The sequence below is a fragment of the Actinophytocola sp. KF-1 genome, from assembly GCF_054661535.1.
Genome location: NZ_BAAFVK010000002.1, coordinates 814584 through 835196 on the forward strand (window position 1 = coordinate 814584; position 20613 = coordinate 835196).

General features: G+C 73.8%; 22 protein-coding genes. 13 read left to right on the top strand and 9 right to left on the bottom strand.

Annotation, left to right across the window (positions count from 1 at the left end; all coding sequences use genetic code 11):
* Nucleotides 1-100: 100 nt before the first annotated feature.
* The 8 genes from ACYQ77_RS09665 (at nt 101) to ACYQ77_RS09700 (ending at nt 8958) form a co-directional block, all read left to right on the top strand.
* Nucleotides 101-1744 carry a S8 family serine peptidase gene (locus tag ACYQ77_RS09665; RefSeq protein ID WP_459709542.1) on the top strand — a complete coding sequence of 548 codons (1644 nt, stop codon included), beginning with the start codon at nt 101-103 and terminating at the stop codon, nt 1742-1744.
* Between the two features lie 62 nt (nt 1745-1806).
* Nucleotides 1807-4389 (top strand): CHAT domain-containing protein, encoded by a 2583-nt coding sequence (locus tag ACYQ77_RS09670; protein ID WP_459709544.1) that lies wholly within the window; start codon nt 1807-1809, stop codon nt 4387-4389.
* 148 nt (nt 4390-4537) lie between these two features.
* Nucleotides 4538-5143, top strand: a complete 606-nt coding sequence (locus tag ACYQ77_RS09675; RefSeq protein ID WP_459709546.1) for a DUF4178 domain-containing protein — start codon at nt 4538-4540, stop codon at nt 5141-5143.
* On the top strand, nt 5140-5625 hold the full coding sequence (locus ACYQ77_RS09680; RefSeq protein ID WP_459709548.1) for a DUF2617 family protein: 486 nt from the start codon (nt 5140-5142) through the stop codon (nt 5623-5625). The genes ACYQ77_RS09675 and ACYQ77_RS09680 overlap by 4 nt, the downstream gene beginning before the upstream one ends.
* Nucleotides 5622-6038 carry a DUF4247 domain-containing protein gene (locus ACYQ77_RS09685; RefSeq protein ID WP_459709550.1) on the top strand — a complete coding sequence of 139 codons (417 nt, stop codon included), beginning with the start codon at nt 5622-5624 and terminating at the stop codon, nt 6036-6038. Before ACYQ77_RS09680 ends, ACYQ77_RS09685 begins: the two co-directional genes overlap by 4 nt.
* Nucleotides 6035-6973 (top strand): hypothetical protein, encoded by a 939-nt coding sequence (locus ACYQ77_RS09690; RefSeq protein WP_459709552.1) that lies wholly within the window; start codon nt 6035-6037, stop codon nt 6971-6973. Before ACYQ77_RS09685 ends, ACYQ77_RS09690 begins: the two co-directional genes overlap by 4 nt.
* Nucleotides 6974-6981: 8 nt before the next feature.
* Nucleotides 6982-7407 carry a DUF350 domain-containing protein gene (locus tag ACYQ77_RS09695; RefSeq protein WP_459709554.1) on the top strand — a complete coding sequence of 142 codons (426 nt, stop codon included), beginning with the start codon at nt 6982-6984 and terminating at the stop codon, nt 7405-7407.
* Nucleotides 7408-8958 carry a polyamine aminopropyltransferase gene (locus ACYQ77_RS09700; protein ID WP_459709557.1) on the top strand — a complete coding sequence of 517 codons (1551 nt, stop codon included), beginning with the start codon at nt 7408-7410 and terminating at the stop codon, nt 8956-8958. It begins immediately after the preceding gene.
* On the opposite strand, the gene ACYQ77_RS09705 is transcribed toward ACYQ77_RS09700, so the two are convergent.
* From ACYQ77_RS09705 to ACYQ77_RS09715, 3 genes are read right to left on the bottom strand one after another with little or no spacing between them, the layout of a single operon-like run.
* Nucleotides 8955-9920, bottom strand: coding sequence for an S-adenosylmethionine:tRNA ribosyltransferase-isomerase (locus ACYQ77_RS09705; protein WP_459709559.1), 966 nt, complete (start codon nt 9918-9920; stop codon nt 8955-8957). The genes ACYQ77_RS09700 and ACYQ77_RS09705 overlap by 4 nt on opposite strands.
* Nucleotides 9917-10252 (bottom strand): VOC family protein, encoded by a 336-nt coding sequence (locus tag ACYQ77_RS09710; RefSeq protein ID WP_459709560.1) that lies wholly within the window; start codon nt 10250-10252, stop codon nt 9917-9919. Before ACYQ77_RS09710 ends, ACYQ77_RS09705 begins: the two co-directional genes overlap by 4 nt.
* Nucleotides 10249-10902 carry an SDR family NAD(P)-dependent oxidoreductase gene (locus ACYQ77_RS09715; protein ID WP_459709562.1) on the bottom strand — a complete coding sequence of 218 codons (654 nt, stop codon included), beginning with the start codon at nt 10900-10902 and terminating at the stop codon, nt 10249-10251. Before ACYQ77_RS09715 ends, ACYQ77_RS09710 begins: the two co-directional genes overlap by 4 nt.
* A gap of 115 nt (nt 10903-11017) precedes the next feature.
* Here ACYQ77_RS09715 and ACYQ77_RS09720 point away from each other — a divergent pair, with 115 nt between their 5' ends.
* The 3 genes from ACYQ77_RS09720 (at nt 11018) to ACYQ77_RS09730 (ending at nt 13682) form a co-directional block, all read left to right on the top strand.
* Nucleotides 11018-12133: a GAF domain-containing sensor histidine kinase gene (locus ACYQ77_RS09720; protein WP_459709564.1), complete on the top strand. Its 1116-nt coding sequence runs from the start codon at nt 11018-11020 to the stop codon at nt 12131-12133.
* The gene (locus ACYQ77_RS09725) at nt 12130-12747 is read left to right on the top strand and encodes a response regulator (RefSeq protein ID WP_459709565.1); all 618 of its coding nucleotides are present in this window, start codon (nt 12130-12132) and stop codon (nt 12745-12747) included. The genes ACYQ77_RS09720 and ACYQ77_RS09725 overlap by 4 nt, the downstream gene beginning before the upstream one ends.
* 65 nt (nt 12748-12812) lie before the next feature.
* Nucleotides 12813-13682, top strand: coding sequence for a glycerophosphodiester phosphodiesterase (locus ACYQ77_RS09730; RefSeq protein WP_459709567.1), 870 nt, complete (start codon nt 12813-12815; stop codon nt 13680-13682).
* Here the strand turns inward: ACYQ77_RS09730 and ACYQ77_RS09735 are convergent.
* Nucleotides 13628-14518: an EamA family transporter gene (locus ACYQ77_RS09735; protein ID WP_459709569.1), complete on the bottom strand. Its 891-nt coding sequence runs from the start codon at nt 14516-14518 to the stop codon at nt 13628-13630. The two genes, ACYQ77_RS09730 and ACYQ77_RS09735, sit on opposite strands and share 55 nt — an antisense overlap.
* Nucleotides 14519-14590: 72 nt before the next feature.
* Between ACYQ77_RS09735 and ACYQ77_RS09740 the strand changes: the two genes are divergently transcribed.
* Nucleotides 14591-15511 (top strand): LysR substrate-binding domain-containing protein, encoded by a 921-nt coding sequence (locus ACYQ77_RS09740; RefSeq protein WP_459709571.1) that lies wholly within the window; start codon nt 14591-14593, stop codon nt 15509-15511.
* Here ACYQ77_RS09740 and ACYQ77_RS09745 read toward each other — a convergent pair.
* The 5 genes from ACYQ77_RS09745 to ACYQ77_RS09765 all read right to left on the bottom strand — a co-directional run bounded on the left by ACYQ77_RS09745 (nt 15483) and on the right by ACYQ77_RS09765 (nt 19292).
* On the bottom strand, nt 15483-16043 hold the full coding sequence (locus ACYQ77_RS09745) for a GNAT family N-acetyltransferase (protein WP_459709573.1): 561 nt from the start codon (nt 16041-16043) through the stop codon (nt 15483-15485). The two genes, ACYQ77_RS09740 and ACYQ77_RS09745, sit on opposite strands and share 29 nt — an antisense overlap.
* 10 nt (nt 16044-16053) lie before the next feature.
* Nucleotides 16054-17235, bottom strand: coding sequence for a glycosyltransferase 87 family protein (locus tag ACYQ77_RS09750; RefSeq protein WP_459709575.1), 1182 nt, complete (start codon nt 17233-17235; stop codon nt 16054-16056).
* A 20-nt stretch (nt 17236-17255) separates the two neighbouring features.
* Nucleotides 17256-17510, bottom strand: coding sequence for a hypothetical protein (locus tag ACYQ77_RS09755; protein ID WP_459709577.1), 255 nt, complete (start codon nt 17508-17510; stop codon nt 17256-17258).
* 155 nt (nt 17511-17665) lie between these two features.
* Complete coding sequence (locus ACYQ77_RS09760; RefSeq protein ID WP_459709578.1) at nt 17666-18226, bottom strand: hypothetical protein; 561 nt, start codon at nt 18224-18226, stop codon at nt 17666-17668.
* A gap of 175 nt (nt 18227-18401) precedes the next feature.
* Nucleotides 18402-19292 carry a serine/threonine dehydratase gene (locus tag ACYQ77_RS09765; protein WP_459709580.1) on the bottom strand — a complete coding sequence of 297 codons (891 nt, stop codon included), beginning with the start codon at nt 19290-19292 and terminating at the stop codon, nt 18402-18404.
* A gap of 33 nt (nt 19293-19325) precedes the next feature.
* Between ACYQ77_RS09765 and ACYQ77_RS09770 the strand changes: the two genes are divergently transcribed.
* Complete coding sequence (locus ACYQ77_RS09770; RefSeq protein WP_459709582.1) at nt 19326-20603, top strand: hypothetical protein; 1278 nt, start codon at nt 19326-19328, stop codon at nt 20601-20603.
* The last annotated feature ends 10 nt before the right edge of the window (nt 20604-20613 follow it).

Genomic DNA, 20613 nt, shown 5'->3' on the forward strand with positions numbered 1-20613 from the left:
TAACCGAGCCGGGCCATTCGGCGGACGGCCGTTACGCCGGGGGATGGACCGTCGACGTATGGGGTGCGTGACGACATCCCGTACGTCGAGAGGCTGACCCATGACCAGCGCGTTCCCGAACGGCGACCGTCCACGTGGCGACGCGTCCCGGCGGAACCCTCTGATCCCCGACGCGATCGCCATCCCGCCCGAGGTCCTCGCCCGGCACCGCGCCCGGGTGCTCGACCCGGCCACCGCCGTGCGCCCCGCCGACGGCAGGCGGCCCTACTCCACGGTCTACCGCGCGGACACCATGCTCGTACCGGCGGGCGACGTCCAGGGGCTCCTGCCGGACCCGGACCAGTCCAACGAGGTCAACCGCCACCTCGCCGAGATCGGTCTCGAACTGCGCCCGTCCCGGGAGGAGGGCTGGCAGGGCAACGTCAGCAGGCTGCCCGCGGACCTCGGCGTGCCCGTGCCGCTCGTGCGCAAGGACACCTCGAGCGCCGACCGCGCGCCGGACCCGTGGGCCGCGCTCGTGTGGCTGCGCGACCGGCTGGCGTCGCGGGTCAAGGGCTACGCGCTCGACCACCTGCTCATGTCGGCGTCGGTGGCGGTGGAGGGCGCGCCGGTGAGCAACGGCGGCGCCGTCGGCGGTGTGCCGGTGTCCAACGGCGGCTCGGTCGGCGGCGCCATCGCGCTGTACACCGGCAGCCGCAACCCGGTCGCCATGCTCATGCCGCAGCCCACGCGGCCGGACGTGAAGACGCTCGCGGGCGGCCGCCGCCCGGTCGTCGCCGTGCTCGACACCGGCATCGGCCCGCACCCGTGGTGGGCGGACGTGGAGAACCCCGGCGCCGACCCGATCGTCGAGGTGTCGCAGGACTTCCAGGACCTGCTCGCGCAGCAGGAGGTCAACGACCCGAACATGGCCGAGCCGTACCCGCTCGACAGCCCGTGGGAGGAGCGGAACCTCGTCCAGCCGCTGCTCGGGCTGCTCGACTCGCACGCGGGCCACGGCACGTTCGTGTCCGGGCTGGTGCACCAGCTGTGCCCGGCCGCGAAGATCCTGTCGCTGCGGGTGCTGCACAGCGACGGCTACTCCACCGAGGGCGCGCTGCTGCTCGCCCTCAACCACCTCGCCGAGCGGGTCGAGTCGGGTGACCCGGCGCTGATGGTCGACGTCGTGTCGCTGTCGCTGGGTTTCTACCCGGAGACCACCGACCCGACCCAGGTGGCGCAGGTGCTCAACGCCATCGACCGGCTCACGAGCAAGGGCGTGCTGGTGGTGGCCGCCGCCGGCAACGACGCCACGACCAGGCCGTTCCTGCCCGCCGCGTTCGGCAGGGGCACCGGGGACGCGGCGAACGGGGTCGAGCTGCTCAGCGCGATCGGCGCCCGCAACGCACCCGGGCTCACCACGGCCGCGTTCAGCAACTGGGGGGAGTGGATCAGCCGCTGGGCCCCGGGCAACGCGCTGGTCAGCACGGTGCCGGTGTGGGAGGGCGCGGCAGGCCCCGGACTGTCCTACCCGGACCCGCTGGGACTCGGGCCGTGGGTGCGCACCGCGCCCGACCCCGACGACCTGCGGTCCGGCTTCGCGGTGTGGGCGGGCACGTCGTTCGCGACCCCGGTGGTCGCCGGTCTGCTGGCCGGCGCGCTCGCGACCGACGAGCAGTGCGCGACCGCCGCGGACGCGTCGAGCCGGGCGCAGCGCGCGCTCATCGCCACCGACGCTGAGCTGGTCCGTCGTCACTGGCAGTGATATGCGGCGGACGACGCGTCGCAACGACCCCGCGCAGTCGCCCGGGGTCCTAGTGTTGCCCCATGGCGAGCTTGGGGACTGACACCCGGCGGGCTCGTCACACCGACGTGCTCGCCAGGGTCGTGGCGCTGCACCAGCGCGCCCGCGAGGCGGGGTGGGCGTACCGGTTCGACCGGGCGGTCGCCCTGCTGCGGGACGCGCTGCGGCTGCTGGACACCGTCGCGCCCGGCACCCCGCGGGCGGCGGTGCTGCGCGTCCGCGTGCTCGTGAGCCTCGGGTACGCGCAGGCGGAGTCCGGGTCGCACGCCGCGGGACTGGCCCGGCTCGACGAGGCGGCGGCGCACCTCGCGGCGCTGCCCGACGGCCGGGAGCGCACCGACCTGGACGGTCTGGTGCTGTGCAACCGCGGGCTGCTCATGCACCGGGCCGGCAAGATCGTCGACGGCATCGACCTGTTCGACGCGGCGATCACCCGGCTGGCGGGCGACCCCGTCATGCTCGCCAGCACCTACCTCAACCGCGGGCACGCCTACATCGACCTGGCGCAGTCGGCTCCGGCGGCCCGTGACTTCGCGCGGTGCACCGAGGTCTGCGACGAGCACGGCATCGACTGGCTCGCGGCGAAGGCGCGGCACAACCTCGGCTATGTCGCGTACATGACGGGTGACCTGCCGACCGCGCTGCGGCACTTCGCGGAGGCCGAGCGCAGCTACCGGGACAGCACCCCGGGCCTGCTGCCCGCCCTGCGGCTGGACCAGGCGCGGGCGCTGCTGTCGGCCGGGCTCGCCACCGACGCCGCGACGCACCTCGACGACGTGATCCCGCGGCTGCGTGCCCAGCACGCCGGGCAGGACCTGGCGGAGGCGGAGGTGACGGCCGCCGCGGCCGCGCTGCTCGACGGGCGGATCCGCGACGCGCGCCGCCTCGCCAGGGCCGCGGACCGCCGCTTCACCAGGCGCGGCAACGAGCGGTGGGCCGCGGTCGCCGCGCTCGCCGCGTTGCGGGCCGACACCGCGACCGCGCTCGCGGGCGGTCCGGTCCCGGCCCGGCTGCCGGTGCGTGCGGTGAAGCTGTCGGACACGCTGCGGTCGTTGATGCTGGAGGACGAGACCGGGCTCGCGCTGATGCTCGCGGTCCGGCTCGAACTGCGCCGCGGCGAACCGGCGGCCGCAGAGCTGCTGCTGGACCAGCTGCCGCGCCAGCGCGCGACCACCCCGCTGGACCACCGGATGCTGCTGCGCCTGTGCCGGGCCGAGCTGGCGGTCGCCCGGGGGGACCGGCGGCGTGCGCTGGCCGAGGCCCGCACGGGGCTGACCGAGCTGGGGCGGGCCAGGGACCGGATGGGCGGGCTGGAGCTGGTGTGCGGCACCGCCATCCACGGCCAGCAGCTCGGCGAGCTGGCCGTGCGGCTGGTGCTGGACGGGCCGCGCCGCAACGCCCGGCAGCTGTTCGGGTGGCTGGAGCGGACGCGTGCGCAGGTGTACCGGTACGAGCCGCTGCCTGCGATCGACGACCCGGTGCTCGCCGAGCGGGTGTCGGAGGTGCGTTCGCTGCGGCGGGCGGCCCAGCAGGCACGGTTGGCGGGGCGGTCGCCGCGGCGGGAGGAGAAGCAGATCGTCGCGCTGGAGCGGGAGGTGGTCCGCCACGGCTGGTACGCCACCCCGTGGGGCAGGCCGCGGCCCGTCGCGTCGCTCGACGCCGTGCGCGCCGCCCTCGGCTCGAAGGCGCTGGTCAGCTTCGCCGTGTCGGGCGACGAGCTGGTGGCGGTGGTCGTCGCGGGTGGACGGACGCGCCTGGCCCGCCTCGGCTCGGCGGCGGAGACGTTCGAGTGGGCGACGCGGCTGCACGCGGACCTCGACACGTATGCCCCGAACGGGTTGCCGCCCCAGTTGGGCGCGGTCGTCGGCGCGTCAGCTCGGCGCAGCGCCGACATGGTCGACACGCGGCTGGTGGTGCCGCTGACCCGGTACATCGGCGACCGCGAGCTGGTGGTCGTGCCGACGGGGGCGCTCTACGCGGTGCCGTGGGGGAGCCTGCCGTCGCTGCGGGGGCGGCCGGTGGTGGTGGCACCGTCGGCGACGGCGTGGCTGACGGCGGTGACCGCACCCGTGCCGTCGGGACGGGTCGTGCTGGCGCGCGGACCGGGGCTGCGGGACGCGGTGGCGGAACAGGGCAGGCTGGCGTCGATGTACCCGGCCGCGGCGCGCCTCGACGCCGCGGCGACGGCCGCCGACGTGCTGTCCGCTTTGGACGGAGCGGCGGTCGCGCACGTCGCCGCGCACGGCGAGCACGAGCGGGCGAACGCGATGTTCTCGCGGCTGGAACTGGCCGACGGCCCGTTGTTCGCCCACGAGCTGGCGCGGTTGTCGCATCCGCCCGGGCACGTGGTGCTGGCCGCCTGTGAGCTGGCGCTGCACCACATCCGGCCGGGGGACGAGGCGCTGGGGTTCGCAGGCGGGTTGCTGGCCAGCGGGGTGCGGACGGTCGTGGCGGCCACCAGCCGGGTCGGGGACGCTTCCGCAGCCGCGATGATGGTGTCCTACCACGAGCTGGTCGCGGCCGGGGTCGCGCCGGCGGCCGCCTTGGCGGCGGTGGTGGCGGAGGATCCGTTGCGCAGGCCGTTCGTGTGCCTCGGGGCCGGGTGAGCCCGGGTCGTCCGCCGCCGTCCTGAAAGGCGCGTTCAGGACAGTGCCGCCCGCGGCCACCCCACCCGCGGGCGCCGACCCGCACTTTTGCCCGCATCTTCGCTGATCCGGGGGAGGCCGCCCGATTCCTCCTACTATGCTCGCGGCCATGACCGAGCTGTTGCTGGTGCTGATCCTGCTCGCCGTCGTGGCTGTCGGGGTGGTGCTGTACCTGCGCTCCCGGCAGAACCGGCCGTCGGTGGACGAGCGGCCGGGCAAGCCGGTCGACCCGCTCGCCGACCACCAGGGTGTCACCGACATTCGCACGGTCCGTGCGGGCGACATGATCGACTACGGCGACCAGCTGTACTTCGTGCGCGGGTCACTGCGGCTCACCGAGGGTGGGTACTCCTGGTCGGAGCACTTCCTCGACGACGCGCGCGGCACGCGCATGTGGGTGTCCGTAGAGGAGGACCCGGACCTCGAGGTGGTGCTGTGGCGGGAGACCGACCTGGTCACCGAGCCCGGCGGCAAGACCATGGAGGTCGGCGGCGTCACCTACCGCAAGGAGGAGGACGGCACCGCCACGTACACCTCCGAGGGCACCACGACCGTGGCGGAGCGCGGGTCCGTCGAGTACGTCGACTACGAGGGTCCCGAGGGCAAGGCGCTGTCCTTCGAGCGTTTCGACGGTGGCAAGTGGGAGGCCGGGCTCGGCGAGTCCGTCGCGCTGCCCGCGTTGCGCGTCTACCCGGCCGGCAGTGATCGCACGTGAGGAAGGCCATCCACACCCGGTTCGCGGACTCGCGGGCCGCGGACCTCAGCCTTGCCTACGGACTGCGACCGTTACCGGCCCTGGGCACCCACACGGTGACGTTGGGCGGCCTGACGGTCGAACTCCGCGTGCTCGGTGCGTCGCACCAGGTGGTGCTCGGGGACTGGTCCGAAACCGTGGCGTGCCTGCCGGACCGGCCCGGGGCGCTGCCCGCGCGTCAGGAGCAACTGGTCGGTGACCACCGGGTGACGTTCGAGGCCCGGGTGGACCGGCCCGCGGACTTCGCCGCCGAGGTCTCGCGGGTGATCGCGGCCTGCGAGGCCGCGCCGGACGCGCTCGTCGCCGAGTTCCCCGGTTCACCGCTCGCGGTGACCGCACTGTCCGCGTCCACGTGCGACGGTGGCGTCGCCTGGGAGACCTGGCACGCCTACCCGCAGGCGGGCGAGCTGGTCCACACGAAGAGCGTGGTGAGCCCCCGATGAGCTTTCGTACCAAGATGATCGTCGCGGGTGCGATCGGTGGCGTCGGCCTGATCGTGCTGATGTTCGCGATCTTCGGCGGCGGTGGCATCCGGTCCTACCTGGACGACAACTTCCGCCGCCAGTCCGCCAACGGCAACTCGATCGTGTACACGTCGACGGCCAAGCCGAAGGCGGTCTACGAGCAGATCCGCGCGGCCCGCCCGCCCGCCGACACGCGGCTCGACCCGTCCGGCTACTTCATGCGCTACTCCGACGACATCGTCGCGGTCACCGCGAGCGGCACCGGCTCCCGGATCTACGTCGACGACGAGCGCCGCGGCTACGCGCACTGGCTGCCGTTCGTCGGCGGGGTGTGGGGCACCGGCGGCTCCGGCGAGAACTTCCGCGGCGGCGGACCGGGAGGCGGCAAGTGAGGGCGCTCGTCCCGGTCGCACTGTCGGCGCTGCTGGTGCTGGCGGCCCCGGCCACCGCGACCGCCGACGTGATCTTCGACCCGGCCGACGCCGACGACCTCGCCGCCACCCTCGCGGAGGCCACCGCGGCGCAGGGCGTCTGCTACGGCTGGGACGTGCAGGTCGACGACCAGGTGTCGGGGGCGGCCGAGAGCGTCGGCTCCGACCGCGGCGCGGGCGTCCCGGTGGACACGTCGTCGTGCGCGAAGTACGTGCGGCTCGACGTGTTCATCACGTGGACCAGCGAGTCGTCGGAGTCGGAGGACTCCGCGTCCTACGACGTGGTCAGCTCGCCCGGCGGCCCCGGCCGGTCCGACCTGGACGGCCTCGAACTGGACATGGACGGCCTCACCGGCGACGACCCGGACGTGGTCATCGGCAACGCGGTGGCCGCGCTGCCGCTGCTGGCCGCGGACAAGGGCATGACCGAGGGGATCGAGGCGGCGCCGGAGACCGGCGACGCGCCCGCCGACGCGGCGCTGACCGACGACCCGGGCTCGGACTGGTGGCGCAAGAACGGTGGCGTGCTGCTGTGGGGCCTCGGCTTGCTGCTCGCGGGCGGCGTGTTCGCGTGGTGGGTGTTCCGGTCGCGGCCGAGGCGGCCCAAGGCGGTCGCGGTGCCGGACACCGTGCCCGACGACCTCGTCCCACCGCCCTACGAACCGCCGACCGCGCCGATCGCGGTGCAGCCGGACCCCCCGACGCAGCCGGTGCCGATACAGGAACCGGAGCCGGAGCGGGAACCCGGGAAGGACCCGGAGACGGCCGAGAAGCTCGACGAGCCGCCGGAGCTGGACCCGCCCGTCGCGCCGGCGGACGGAGCGCCTCCGGCGGCGGACGAACCGAAACCGTCCGAAGAGGACGTCGTGCGACCTGACCAGAAGGATAAGGAGTAACCCCCGACATGGTTTCCGACGTCTTTGGTGAAGTCGGCATCGCCGCCACCTACGGCCTGGTCGGTCTGGTGCTGATGGCGCTGGGCTTCGTGCTGGTCGACGTGCTGACCCCGGGCAACCTGCGCGAGCAGGTCTGGGTGCAGCGCAACCGCAACGCGGCTGTCCTGCTCGCCAGCAACCTGCTCGGCGTCGGCATCATCGTGGCCACCGCGATCGCCGCCAGCCAGGGCAACTGGGGCGAGGGCCTGCTGTCGACCGCCGCGTACGGCATCCTCGGCCTGGTGCTGATGGGCGTGTCGTTCGTCGTGATCGACGCGGTCACGCCCGGCAGGCTCGGCGAGATGCTGATGGCCGAGGAGGCGCACCCGGCGGTGTACGTCAGCGCCGCGTCGCACCTGTCGGTGTCCGCGATCGTGGCCGTCGCCATCTTCTAGGTGGTCACGGCAACCGCTACCAGGACCCGCGCCGCGCGCGCGGGGCTGCTGTTCGCCACGTTCGTCTGCGCGGCGTGCGGGCTCGTCTACGAGCTGGCGCTGGTCGCGCAGGGCTCGTACCTGCTCGGCGACTCGATCACGCAGGCGTCGGTCGTGCTCGCGACCATGGTGTTCGCCATGGGCATCGGGTCGCTCGCGGCGAAACCGCTGCAGCGCAGGCCGCTGCTCTCCTTCGCGGTCGTCGAGGCGCTGCTCGCGTTGTCCGGCGGCCTGTCGGTGCTCGGGCTGCACGCCGCGTTCACGTGGCTGGACCTGTACTGGCCCGCCCTGATCGGCATCGCGCTGGTCGTCGGCGCGCTGATCGGCGCCGAGATCCCGCTGCTGATGACGCTGCTGCAGAAGATCCGCAAGCAGGACGCCGGTTCCGCGACCGCCGACCTGTTCGCCGCCGACTACATCGGCGCGCTGATCGGCGGTCTCGCGTTCCCGTTCCTGCTGCTGCCGCTGCTGGGACAGACCAGGGGCGCGCTGCTCGTCGGCATGGTCAACGCGGTCGCGGGCGCCGCGGTCGCGTTCTTCCTCTTCAAGGTGACCGCGCAGCGCAGGCTCGCACTCGCGGTGGGCACGGCCGGGGTGCTGGCGGTGCTGGTGTTCGCGTTCGCCCAGAGCGACGCGTTCCTCCGCTACGCCCGCGACGAGCTGTACGAGGACCCGGTCGTCTACTCGGAAACCACGCAGTACCAGGAGATCGTGCTCACCGAGTCGGCCCCGCTGGTCGGCGGGCCGAAGGACACCCGCCTGTTCCTCAACGGGGACCTGCAGTTCAGCTCGCTGGACGAGTACCGCTACCACGAGTCGCTGGTCCACCCGGTGCTCGCCGGCAAGCGGGACCGGGTGCTGGTCCTGGGCGGCGGCGACGGGCTCGCGATGCGCGAGGTGCTGAAGTACCCGGACGTCCGCGCGGCCGTCGAGGTCGAGCTGGACCCGTCGGTGCTGCGCCTGGCCCGCGAGAACCCGACGATCGCCGGGCTGAACCGGCACTCCCTGGACGACCCGCGCGTGCGCGTGGTCACCGCCGACGCGTTCACGTGGCTGCGCGACGCCCGGGAGACGTTCGACGCGGTCATCATCGACATGCCCGACCCGGACTCGACCGCCACCGCCAAGCTGTACTCGGAGGAGTTCTACTCGCTGGCCCGCCAGCGCCTGGCCCCGGGCGGGCGGATGGTCGTCCAGGCGGGATCGCCGTACTTCGCGCCGAGGACGTTCGACTGCATCGCGGGGACCATCCGGGCGGCGGGCCTGTCGACGACCCCGTACCACGTGAACGTCCCCACCTTCGGCGACTGGGGTTTCGTCCTGGCCCAGGTGGGCGACGCGCCGGAGCTGCGCCTGGCCCCACCCGAGCCGCTCCGCTTCCTCGACGAACCGAACCTGGCCGCCGCGGCGGTGTTCCCGGTGGACCGCAGGCCCGCCGGCGCCGAGTCGCCGTCCACACTGGACGACCCGAAGGTGCTGCGCCTGGCCACCTCGGAGTGGCAGCAGTACTAGGGGAGCAGCAGGTTCACGTCGCCGAACTCGTGCCACAGGTAGCCCGCCGCGATCGCCTCGCGGTACGTGGCGGCCAGCGCGTCGTGGTCGACGATCGCCGCCAGCATGTCCAGGTGCGAGGCCTTCGGCTCGTGGAAGCCGGTCAGCAGCCCGTCGACCCGGCGCACCCCTCGGGACGGCGTGACGATCACGTCCGTCCACCCCGATTCGCCGTCGGACTCGATGGCGCGCACGGCGGTCGTGCCGACGGCGATCACCCGCCGCCCCTCCTCCCGCGCCCGGTCGACCAGCGCGCGGCTGGTCGGCGGCACCGCGAACCGCTCCGGGTAGGGCCGTTCGTGCGCCTCCGCCGACGCGACCCCGGTGTGCAGCAGCACGGGCGCGAACTGCACGCCACGCGCCACCAGTTCGGTCACGATCCGGTCGGTGAACGGCCGCGACGCGCTCGGCATCTCCGCGCTGCCCGGCGTGACCCCGAACACCGTCTGGTAGTACGACAACGGCCACCGGGACGGCACGTACGAGTACCGGATCGGCGACCCGTGCGCCGCCAGGTACGCGGGCACGTCCGGCACGTCCACTTCGGCCGTCCACAGGCGACCCGAGCCGAACGGCGCCACCAGCGCGACGGTGCCACCACCGGCCAACCGGACGAGTCCTGGACGGCCGGGGAACGGCCGCGCACCCCGCCGCAGCTCGACGAGCCACGTCCCGTCCGGCCGTTCGGTCGAGAAGTGCACCACCAGCCCGTCCGACGCGGGCACCGCGGCAGGCACGGTCGCCGACGTGTTCACCACCAGTACGTCCCCGGCCCGCAGCAGCGACGGCAGTTCGGTGAACCGGTGGTGCGCGACGCGCCCGCCCGACGTCACGAGCAACCGCACCTCGTCCCGCCCGAGCCCCTTGGCCTCGGGCGGTTCGTGCGCCTCCCGCGCCGCGGGCAGCGTGAACTCGAGCGTCATCGCTCGCTCCACACCATGACCGTCGCGCCTGCCGGCCCGCGCACCTCGAACCCGCGGTGCCCCCTCGGGTACCGGTGCGGCGGCACCAGCACGTCGGCGGCGGGGATCCGCGCGAGGACCGCGTCGACGTCGTCGACCTCGAACGCCACCGGCGCCGGTCCGGGGACCACCGGCGACACCAGTTCCACGAACGCCGACCCGGCGGCCAGCACCGCGCCCTCCTCGCCGTCCCGCGACCAGCCGTCCACCACCGCCAACCCGAGCCGGTCGCGGTAGAACGCCACCGCGGGCGTCAGGTCCGGCACCGTGTACGGCAACCACAGGTCGGTCACAGCCGGACCCGCCCCGACGGCGGTCGCTCCGCCAGCAGCTTCACGAACGCGGGCACCACGGTCTCCGGCAGCGGCCGGTCGCTGATGTCCTCGCCGGGGAACGCCTCCTGGTGCATGCGGGTCCGCAGGTCGCCCGGGTCCACCCGCCACACCCGCAGCCCCGGTTCCTCCACCGCCAGCACGGCGCTCGCCTGCTCCAGCGCCGCCTTCGCCGACCCGTACCCGCCCCAGCCCTCGTACGCCTCGACCGCGGCGTCCGAGGTCACGTTCACGACAGCGCCGTCGCGGGCCCGCAGCGCCGGCAGCACCAGCCGCGTCAACGCGAGCGGCGCGAACACGTTCACCTCGTACACGTCCCGCAGCACGTCGACCGGGTAGTCGGCGAGCTTCGGCCGCGGGCTCGGGCCGAGGACGCCCGCGTTGTTGACCAGCAGGTCCACGTCCCCGGCCGCCTCGGCGAGCGCGGCCCGGTGCGCGGGGTCGCGGATGTCACCGGGCAGGGCGGTCACGTCCCCGCCGATCCACTCGGCGGCCGAGGCCAGGTCGGCGGCCGAGCGGGCGTCGACCACGAGGCGCCAGCCCTCCTCGGCGAGCCCGGTCGCCAGTGCCAGCCCGAGTCCTCTCGATGCTCCCGTGATGATCGCTCTCATGCCGTCGACGCTAGGTTCGGGCAGAGCGGAAACCATCGGGCCCGGGACCGCCGCGACCTCGGTCTTTGGACCTAGGTCCCGGCCCGCGGGGCCCCAGCGTGGGTACCGTGGAGCCGTGGAGGTCCGGGACGAACTGCGGGACGTGAGCGCCGCCGTGCTCGCGGTGACGGCACACCTGTCCGTCCGCGACGTGCTGGCCACGATCCTCACGTCCGCGCGGAAGCTGGTCGGCGCCCGGTACGCCGCGCTCGGCATCCCCGACGAGGACGGCGGCTTCGCCGAGTTCCTCGCCGACGGCGTGACCGACGAGGAGCGGGCCGCGATCGGGCCGCTGCCGCGCCAGCACGGGATCCTCGGCGCGATGCTGCGCGACCCGAACCCCGTGCGGCTCGCGAACATCCGCGCGCACCCGCACTTCGGCTGGTGGCCACGGGCGCACCCGCACCTGACCGACTTCCTCGGCATGCCGATCGCCGACGGCGACGAGATCCTCGGCGAGCTGTTCCTCGCGAACAGCTGCAACCCGGGCGGGTTCACCGCCGAGGACGAGGAGCTGATGCGCCTGCTCGCGGCGCACGCGGCGATCGCGCTCGTCAACGCCCGCCTCTACGAGCACAGCCGCGAGCTGTCCATTGTGGAGGAACGGAACCGGATCGCCCGCGAGCTGCACGACGCGGTGTCGCAGAAGCTGTTCAGCCTGCGCCTCACCGCCGACGCCGCGTCCGCCTTGCTGGAGCGCGACCCCGCCCGTGCGGCCGCCGAGCTGACGACGGTGCGCAGGCTGGCGGCGGAGGCCAGCGCGGAGCTGCGTGCCATCGTGGTCGGGCACCGCCCGGCCGACCTCGACGGCGACGGGCTGGACAACGCGCTGCGCAAGCAGGTGGAGCTGCTGGACCGCGTGCACGAGCCCACGATCCGGTACGTGGGCTGCGGGTGCGTGCCGGCGCTGACGGAGGACCGCAAGGACGCCGTGTACCGGATCGCGCAGGAGGCCATCCACAACGCGTTGCGGCACGCGGGCGCGTCGCGCATCGACGTGGTGCTGACCGAGCACGACGGCGCCACGCTGCTGCGCGTGACCGACGACGGCGCCGGTTTCGCACCGGCGGACGGCGGCCGGGGGCTGGGCCTGACCTCGATGCGCGACCGGGCGAGCGACGTCGGCGGCACGCTCACCGTCGTCTCGGAACCGGGCGGCGGCACCTCGGTGCGGCTGGTGGTGCCTGCGTGATCAAGGTGCTCGTGGTCGACGACCACCCGGTGGTGCGGCAGGGCCTGCGCACCTTCCTCGACCTGCAGGACGACATCACCGTGGTCGGCGAGTCGGCGGACGGGGAGTCCTGTGTGGACGACGCGGACCGGCTGCGCCCGGACGTGATCCTGCTCGACCTGCGGATGCCCGGGGCCGACGGCGTGACCGCGTTGCGCGGCCTGCGCGACAACCCAGCGCGGGTGCTCGTCGTCACGAGCTACACCGAGCCGAGCGCGGTCCTGCCCGCGGTCCGGGCGGGCGCGGCGGGCTACGTGTACAAGGACGTCGACCCGCCCGCGCTGGCGGCCGCGATCCGGTCCGTGCACGCCGGGCACGTGCTGCTGCACCCCGACGTGGCCCGGCTGCTGGCCGAGGGCGAGGCCCACCCCGGCACGGCCGAGCTGACCGCGCGGGAACGCGACGTCCTCGCCCAGGTCGCCCGCGGCCGTTCCAACCGGGAGATCGCCCGCGCGCTGTCGCTGTCGGAGAAGACGGTGAAGACGCACGTCAGCGCCATCCTCGGCAAGCTCGGCGTGCAGGACCGCACGCAGGCCGCGCTGCACGCGGTCCGCACCGGTCTTGTCGACACCTGACGGCCACCGGCCGTTGTTCGTGAGGTTCTTGCAAACCGCCTTCGTTGTCGGCAAAGATCGGACATATGGCACGTACGCCCGGAATCCTTGCCCTGACCGCGGTACTGGTGGCCGTCGGCAGTGGCCTCGCTCCACAGGCCGCTGCCGACGTCCGACCGGACCTCACCAACGTCGCCCACCGCGGCGCTTCGGCGCACGCACCCGAGAACACCCTCGCGGCCATGCGGCTGGGGGTGGCGATGGACGCCGACATGGTCGAGATCGACGTCCAGCGCACCGCCGACGGCGGGATCGTCCTCATGCACGACACCACCCTGATCCGCACCACCGACGCCGAGGTGCTCTTCCCCGGCAGGCCCTCCTACGACGTCAGCGCCTTCACCCTCGCCGAGATCCGGCAGCTCGACGCGGGCGAGTGGTTCGGCCCGGAGTTCGACGGCGAGAAGGTGCCCACGCTCGCCGAGGCGCTCGCCGTCCTGCGCGGCGGCGACGTCGGGCTGCTGCTGGAGATCAAGGAACCCGCCCGGTACCCGGGCATCGAGAAGCAGGTGGCGCGGCACCTGGACCGCTGGTGGCGCACGCCCGCGCCGCCCGGGCTGGCCCACCGCCTGGTGATCCAGAGCTTCGACTGGGCGTCCATGAAGCGGTCGCATGACCTCCTCCCGCGCATCCCGCACGGCCTGCTCGGCCGCGTGCCGGAGGCGGAGATCGCCGGCCACGCGCGGTGGGCCGACCAGATCAACCCGGGCTTCGCGACCGTCGACGCCGCCTACGTGCGCGCGGTCCACGACGCGGGCCTGGAGATCTACGTCTACACGGTCAACACCGCCGCCGACATGCTCGCCCAGATCGACAAGGGCGTGGACGGCATCATCACCAACTACCCGGACGTGCTGGCGGGGATCATCGCCGGGGACGGTCGCGCGGCTGCCTGACGACCCAGTCCCGCCAGCACTCCCGAGAGGACGAGCACCCCGGCGACGACCTGCGCCGGGGTGACCCGTTCGCCCGTGAGCACGGCGGCCGCGGCCATCCCGAACACGGGCACCAGCAACGAGAACGGCGCGATCGCCGACGCCGAGTAGGTCCGGATCAGGAACCCCCACACGCCGAACCCGGCGACCGTGGCGAGCAACCCCACGTACAGCACCGCCCCGGCCGCCGACCAGGGCACGGTCGGCAGCGTGTCCCAGGCGTCCTCGACGACCGCGGACGTCGCGAACAGCGGCGGCGCGGCCAGCGCGCTCACCCACACCATGAACCGCAACATGTCCGGTGGCCGCGCATGCCGCACGACGACGTTGCCCGCGCCCCACATCGCGGCCGCCCCGAGCAGCAGCAGGAACGCCCCGAGCGGGCTGGTGGCGCCGAGGTCGACGGCGATCAGCGCGATCCCGCCGAGCGCGATCGCCATGCCGGCGAGCTGCCTGCGGGTGAGCCGCTCCTTGAGCAACAGCACGGCGAACAGCAGCGTGCACGGCGCCTGCGCCTGCAGCACCAGCGACGACAGGCCCGGCGGCATCCCCGCCGCCATGCCCGAGAACAGCAGGCCGAACTGCCCGATCCCCAGCGTCAGCGCCACCAGCGCGACCCACCGCCACGGCACGCCGGGGGAGCGGAGGAAGAAGATCGCGGGCACGGCGGCGACCAGGAACCGCAGCGCGCAGAACAGCAGCGGCGGGAAGTGCGCGAGCCCGACGTCGATGACGACGAAGTTCACGCCCCAGACGGCGGCGAGCCCGAGTGCGAGCAGCAGGTGGCGGGGAGACACGCGGCAACTCTCGTCCGGTCCACGATGAAGCACAAGTAACGTGTTCTGGCGGCAAAGAGTTAGAGTTGCTACATGTTCGATCTGGCCAGGCTCCGCGTCCTGCACGCCGTTGCCGGGCACGGCACGCTGGCGGCCGCCGCGCAGGCACTGCACCTCACCCCGTCCGCGGTCTCCCAGCAGATGGCGAAGCTCGAACGCGAGGCGGGGTGCGTGCTGGCCGAACGCCACGGCCGCGGGCTGCGGCTCACCGAGGAGGGCCAGGCCCTGGCGGCGCACGCGGCCCGGATCCTCGCGACGGTCGAGGAGGCGGCGGCCGACCTCGCGGCCCGGCGGGGCAGGGTGCTCGGCACGCTCACCGTCGGCGCGTTCCCGACCGCGGCCCGCGGCCTGCTGCCGTCGGTCGTCACCGCATGCGCCGCCGAGCACCCGGACCTGCGCATCCGCGTGCTGGAGGTGGAGCCGTACCAGGCGATGGGCAGGCTCACGGCCGGTGACCTGGACCTGGCCGTGTCGCAGGACTGGGTGAACGTGCCGGTCGCGGTGCCGGACCGCCTGCGCGGCACGGACATCGGCCACGACCCGGCCGACGTCGCGGTCCCGGCCGGCCACCCGCTGGCGGACCGCGATTCGGTTGCCCTGGCCGAGCTGTCGGCGGAGCCGTGGATCTCGTCGACGGCGGGCACCATCTGCCACGACTGGCTGACGAACACGTTCCGCCGCGACGGGCACGAGCCGTTGATCGCGCACCAGGCGGCGGAGTTCCCGACCCAGCTGGCCCTCGTCGCCGCGGGGCTGGGCGTGGCGCTGATCCCCCGGCTGGCGACGGACCACGTGCCGCCGGGCGTGCGGTTGATCCCGGTGACACCGGCGCTGGACCGGCGGGTGTTCGCGGTGTGGCGCGCGGAGTCGTCGAGCAGGCCGGCGATCCACGCCGTGGTCGAGGCGCTCCGCGCGCGGTGGCCTGCTAGGTCAGCTCGCCCGGCAGCAGGCTGAACAGCATCGTGTCGCGGCGCGCGCCCCGGAACGGGAGGTGCGACCGCATCAGCCCTTCGAACGTGAACCCGCACCGCTCCGCGACGTTCTGCGAGGCGGTGTTGTCGGGTCCGCAGGTCAGTTCCAGCCTGCGGATGTCGAGGGCCTCGAAGGCCCAGCGGGCCAGCAACCGCAGCGTCCTGGACGCGGCGCCGCGCCCCCGCGCCTCCGGCCGCAACCAGTAGCCGACCGCCGCGCTCGCCTTCACCGGGTCGACGTCGTACAGGGAGCAGCCGCCGAGGACGCCGTCCGGGTCGGCGGCGTCGGCCACGGCCATGTGGACGTCGGTGCCCTCCGCCCGCAGCCGCGCCTCGACCCGCATGCCCGCCGCCACGTGCGCCTGGGTGAACGGCTCGAGCAGCGGCCACGAGAACCGCAGGCACTCGGGGTTGTCGAACGCGGCGAACCGGCCGGGCACGTCCGCCGCCCGCCACGGCCGCAGCACGACGACGTCGTCACCGAGGGGTGGGTCGGGGTAGGGCAGGGCAGGCATTGATCACTGTCTACACGGCCGGGTTCCGGGCGGCAACGTCGTGACCGCGGTCCCGTGCCCGCCGCGGTAGGGCGGCGATGGCGAGGACGATCACGGCCGCCCAGACGTAGGCGTTGCCGGTCAGGAGGCGCCATCCGTGCCACGGCGTCGCCGGGTCCCACCACCAGTGCGGGGCGACGACCACGAGCACCACCCCCGCACCGACGGCGGTGGCCGTGCGGCGGGTGCGCCAGGCGTGGACGGCGCCGGTGAGCAGGATCGGCACGACCCACACCCAGTGGTGCGAGTACGACACCGGGGAGATCAGCAGCGTGCCGAGCGCGTTGAGGCCCAGCGCCCACGCGGGCCACCCGGCGGCGAAGGCGCGTCGCATCCCGAGCGCGGTCACGCCCAGCACCACGACGGCGAGCAGCGGCCACAGCAGCGTCGGGTTCAGCCCGAACCGGGCCAACGCGACCTTGAGCGACTGGTTCATCTCGTTGGACATGCCGCGGAACTGCGTGGCGTGGAACGCCTCGTGGGTCCAGAACCGCACGGAGTTCGACCAGCTCACCAGGAACCCGACGGCGGTGGCGCCCAGGAACGCCGCCCCGGCGGTGAGCGCGGCCCGGCGGTCGCCGCGCAGCAGGAAGAACAACACGAACACCGCGGGCGTCAACTTCACCGCCGCGGCGACGCCCACCAGCAGGCCGCGCGGCCACCGCGGTGCGGGGACCAGGCAGTCGACCACGACCAGCGCCATCAGCAACGCGTTGATCTGCCCGAAGTAGAGCGTCTCCCGGACCGGCTCCAGGACCAGCGCCACCGGCAGCAGCGCGCCGACGAGCAACGCGGTGGGCCGCACGTCCAGCGCGCGGAGCACCACCACGACCACGAGCGCCACCGCCGCGACCGTGACGAGCGCGAAGACCGCGCTCGCCAACCAGAACGGCACGACCGCGAACGGCGCGAGCACCACGACCGCGACCGGCGGGTACAGGTAGGGCAGGTGCAGGCCGTTCGCCAGCGTGGGCAACTCCCCGTACAGGTCGCCGCCCCGCCACCACACGTCCACGGCGACCCGGTAGACGTCCAGGTCCATCCGGTAGGCGCTGCCGAGCACCCCGCCCCGGAACGACACCAGAAGCCACACGACCACAGCGACGTCGACCACGACCAGGACGAGGACCAGAGACTTCCGTACGGCGACCAACCCCGCTCCCCGGCGCTCGATCAAGCTGCGACCAGCATAAAGAGAAGGTCGGGGAGCCTGAAGAACACCATCGCCACGCCGCCGGCGCCGGCAGCGAGGCCAACAGCAGCCTCGAAGTGGAACTGGCGCGAAAACACAGCCACTCGTGGGCAGACATCGGAGAGACGCTGGGCGTCAGCAGGCAGGCGGCACATGTCCGTTTCAGCACCCATGAACGCTGCGGCAAGAGCAGGCGAATCGCGCAGCTCCTCCAGGCCCGTTGGGCGCACGACCACCGCTAGTTGCGCGAGCTGCGAGAGGCGTACGGAGAGCCGATTCCACCGTTCAGGCGGCTGCGAGCGCGTGGGTCCGCGGCTCCCTCGGCCGGCTTGTGGTGAGCCCGCGGCTCGTGCTCCGAGTCTCCGATCAGGGGTGCGGTCCCGGCGGAACGTCAGCCGCGGTCGTGCCGGACCACGGGCACGCCCGGCGCGACGGACGCGATGGCGGTCGCCAGGGTGTGTTCGTCGGTGTGCCAGTCCTTCATCGGGAGCAGCACGGTCACGCGGTGGTCGAGGTCGCGCGGGGAGAGCTGCACCGGGCCGATGGGCATCGCCGCGTCGCGCGTCGCCACGCCGACGGCGCGGTGGCGCTTGCGGCTCTCGTCGCCGGTGTGCCACTCGCGCAGCACCACACCCGCGACCTGTTGCCACGGCACGAAAGCGGGCTCCTTCCCCGGCTCGGCGCCGAGGTAGATCCCGTACGGGTCGACCGCGAACGCGGCCCAGCCGCTGCGCGACATCCGCGTCAGCCGCGGCACCACCCAGCGCCACAACACAAACCCGAGCGCGACGACCCACAGCACGGCGAGCACCCCGAGCATGGCGCCGCCGTCCTCGGCGAGTTCGCCGCCGAGGACGCCCGCGACCATCGCGGCCATCAGCCCGGCACACACGACGATCCAGAGCACCGGCCGGGCCGGCCGGAACCGCGCCACCACAACGGTTCCGCGCACGGTCCGATCCGGGAGCCGAACGTTCGACATGGAAGATCCCCCTCGCGATGAACGAGAAGGATCTTAGTCGGCCGCCGCCCGGGGCGTGGCCGAACCGGCGAACGATCCCCGCGTTCCCCACGACCGGGCCGCGTTCGGCGATCGGGGCGAACCGGCGCGGCGCGGCCGGACGACGTCAGTCGGCCGGGAGCCAGTCCGTGTTGGCTCCGCACAGGATCAGGCACGACAGTTCGCCCGGGACCGCGCCCGCGAGCCACGCGGCGAACGGCACCGCGCCCGCGGGTTCGACGGCCAGGCGGAACTCCTCCCACAGCCGGTCCCGTGCGCTGAGGATCTCCCGGTCGGACACCAGCACCGACGTGACCGACCGCAGGATCGCGAACGGCACCGCGCCCACCTGGGTCGCGCCCAGCGCCGACTTCGCGACGCCGCCGACGGGCGAGTCCACCGGCCGCCCGGCCGCGAGCGCGTCGTGCAGCGCCTGGCAGCCCTCGGGTTCGACCGCGACCACGTGCCTGCCACCGGCGCCGAGCACGGTGCCCGACGCGAGCCCGCCACCGCCGACCGCCACCACCAGCGCGTCCACGTCGGGTGCGTCCGCCACCGCCTCCGCCGCGCACGTGCCCTGGCCGGCGATCACCAGCGGGTGGTCGTACGCGGGCACGTACAGCGCGTCCGGCACCGCGGTCGCCGCCGCCGCGGCCTCCGCGTACGTCGCGCCGTGGCGGATCAGCTTCGCGCCCGTCGCCTCGATCCGGCGGGCCTTCGCGGCGGGCACGGACTCCGGCGTGTACACCGTCGCGGGCAGGTCGAGCAGTGCCGCCGCGGTCGCCACCGCCAGCCCGTGGTTGCCGCCGGACGCCGTCACCACGCGCTCGGGCCGCGCAGGGGCGCCGAGCAACGCGTTCAGCGCACCCCGCACCTTGAACGACCCGGTCCGCTGGAGGTGCTCGAGTTTCAGCACCACCGGCCGCCCGTCGACCTCGGCGCGCATGATCGGGGTGCGCCGGGCGTAGGCGGCGATGCGGCTCGCGGCAGCCGCCACGTCGGGCATGTCTGACAGCATGAACCCCACCGTAAACGAGGGAGAGGTGGCGGCGTGCTGACGGTCGTGGCGTTCGGGTTCGCCTGGTGGCTGGGCCTGTACCTGCTCGCGCGCGACCCCCGCAAGCCCGTCCTGCGCCGCGCCGGTCTCGGCCTCCTCGCGTACGGGCTCGCGCTCGCCGCGGACCAGCCGTTCCTCGACGAGCGCGGGCACGTCGTGCTGCTGTGCGTTCCGGCCGTGCTGTGGACGGGCGTGCTGATCGGGCTGCTGCCCGAACCGGCCGAGGTTGATCGCCAGTGGTTCCGCGTCGTGTTCCCGGCGTCGCTCGCGGTCGCGCTCGCGAGCGCGTTGTTCCGGCCGCTGGCCGGGCTCGTGGTGCTCCCGCTGTTCTGGGCGCTCGCGCTGCTGCTGCGCCGCCGCGCCCGGCTCGGCACGGGCCTCGGCGTGCTGGTGGCGGCGCTGCTGCTGTTCGGCCTCGGTTCCGGGCTCGTCCTGCTCGGCTTCCTCGACGACCTGCCGAGGACCCTCATGCTCGCCGGCATCGGCCTCGACCTGCTGCTGCTCGGCGGCTGCGTCGCGGTGCTCGACGCGTTCGACGAGGGCGAGGCGATCCGCCGCGACATGGTGTGGTCGCTGCTCGTCGCGGGCGGGGTCGCGGTCCTGTTCGGCAGCCAGGTCGCGTTCGCCGCCCTGCTCGTCGACCGCCCGCTGGACCTGCTCCTGTACGGCGTCGTGGCGGCCGCGATCACCGTGCAGGTGCTGGCCAGGCCGATCAACGCGCTCGCCGACCGGTTCGCCTTCCGCGACGCGCCGGACCTGCGCCAGGAACGCACCGAACTGCGCGAGGTCGCCGCCGCGCTGCCGCGCCGCGCACCCGCGCCGCTGTTCGGCGTCGACGACGCGGAGTTCACCCGCCTCACCCGCCGCGCGCTGTCGCACTACGGCGACCTCGGCAAGCTCGCGTCCAGCCCGCTCGCGGCACTGCCGGTGATCACCGGCAGGCTCGCCGCGCGCGGCGTCCCGGACGCGCCGCGGGCGCGCGCGACGGAGCTGAAGGCGCTGTTGCTCGAGACGATCACCCGGCTCAAGCCCGCGGACGGCGACTTCGGCACCTCGGAGGAGTGGCGCCACTACAACGCGCTGTACTTCTACTACGTCGTCGGCGTCCGCCCGTACAGCGTGCGCACGAAGGTCACCGAGCTCGACCCGGTGGCCCGCCGCGCGCTCGCCTGGTTCGTCGACCAGGTCCCGGAACGCACCCTCCACAACTGGCAGGCGGCCGCCGCCAAGATCGTCGCGGCTGAGTTGCGCGCACCGGTTTCCCCCTCCTGACCTGCGGTTG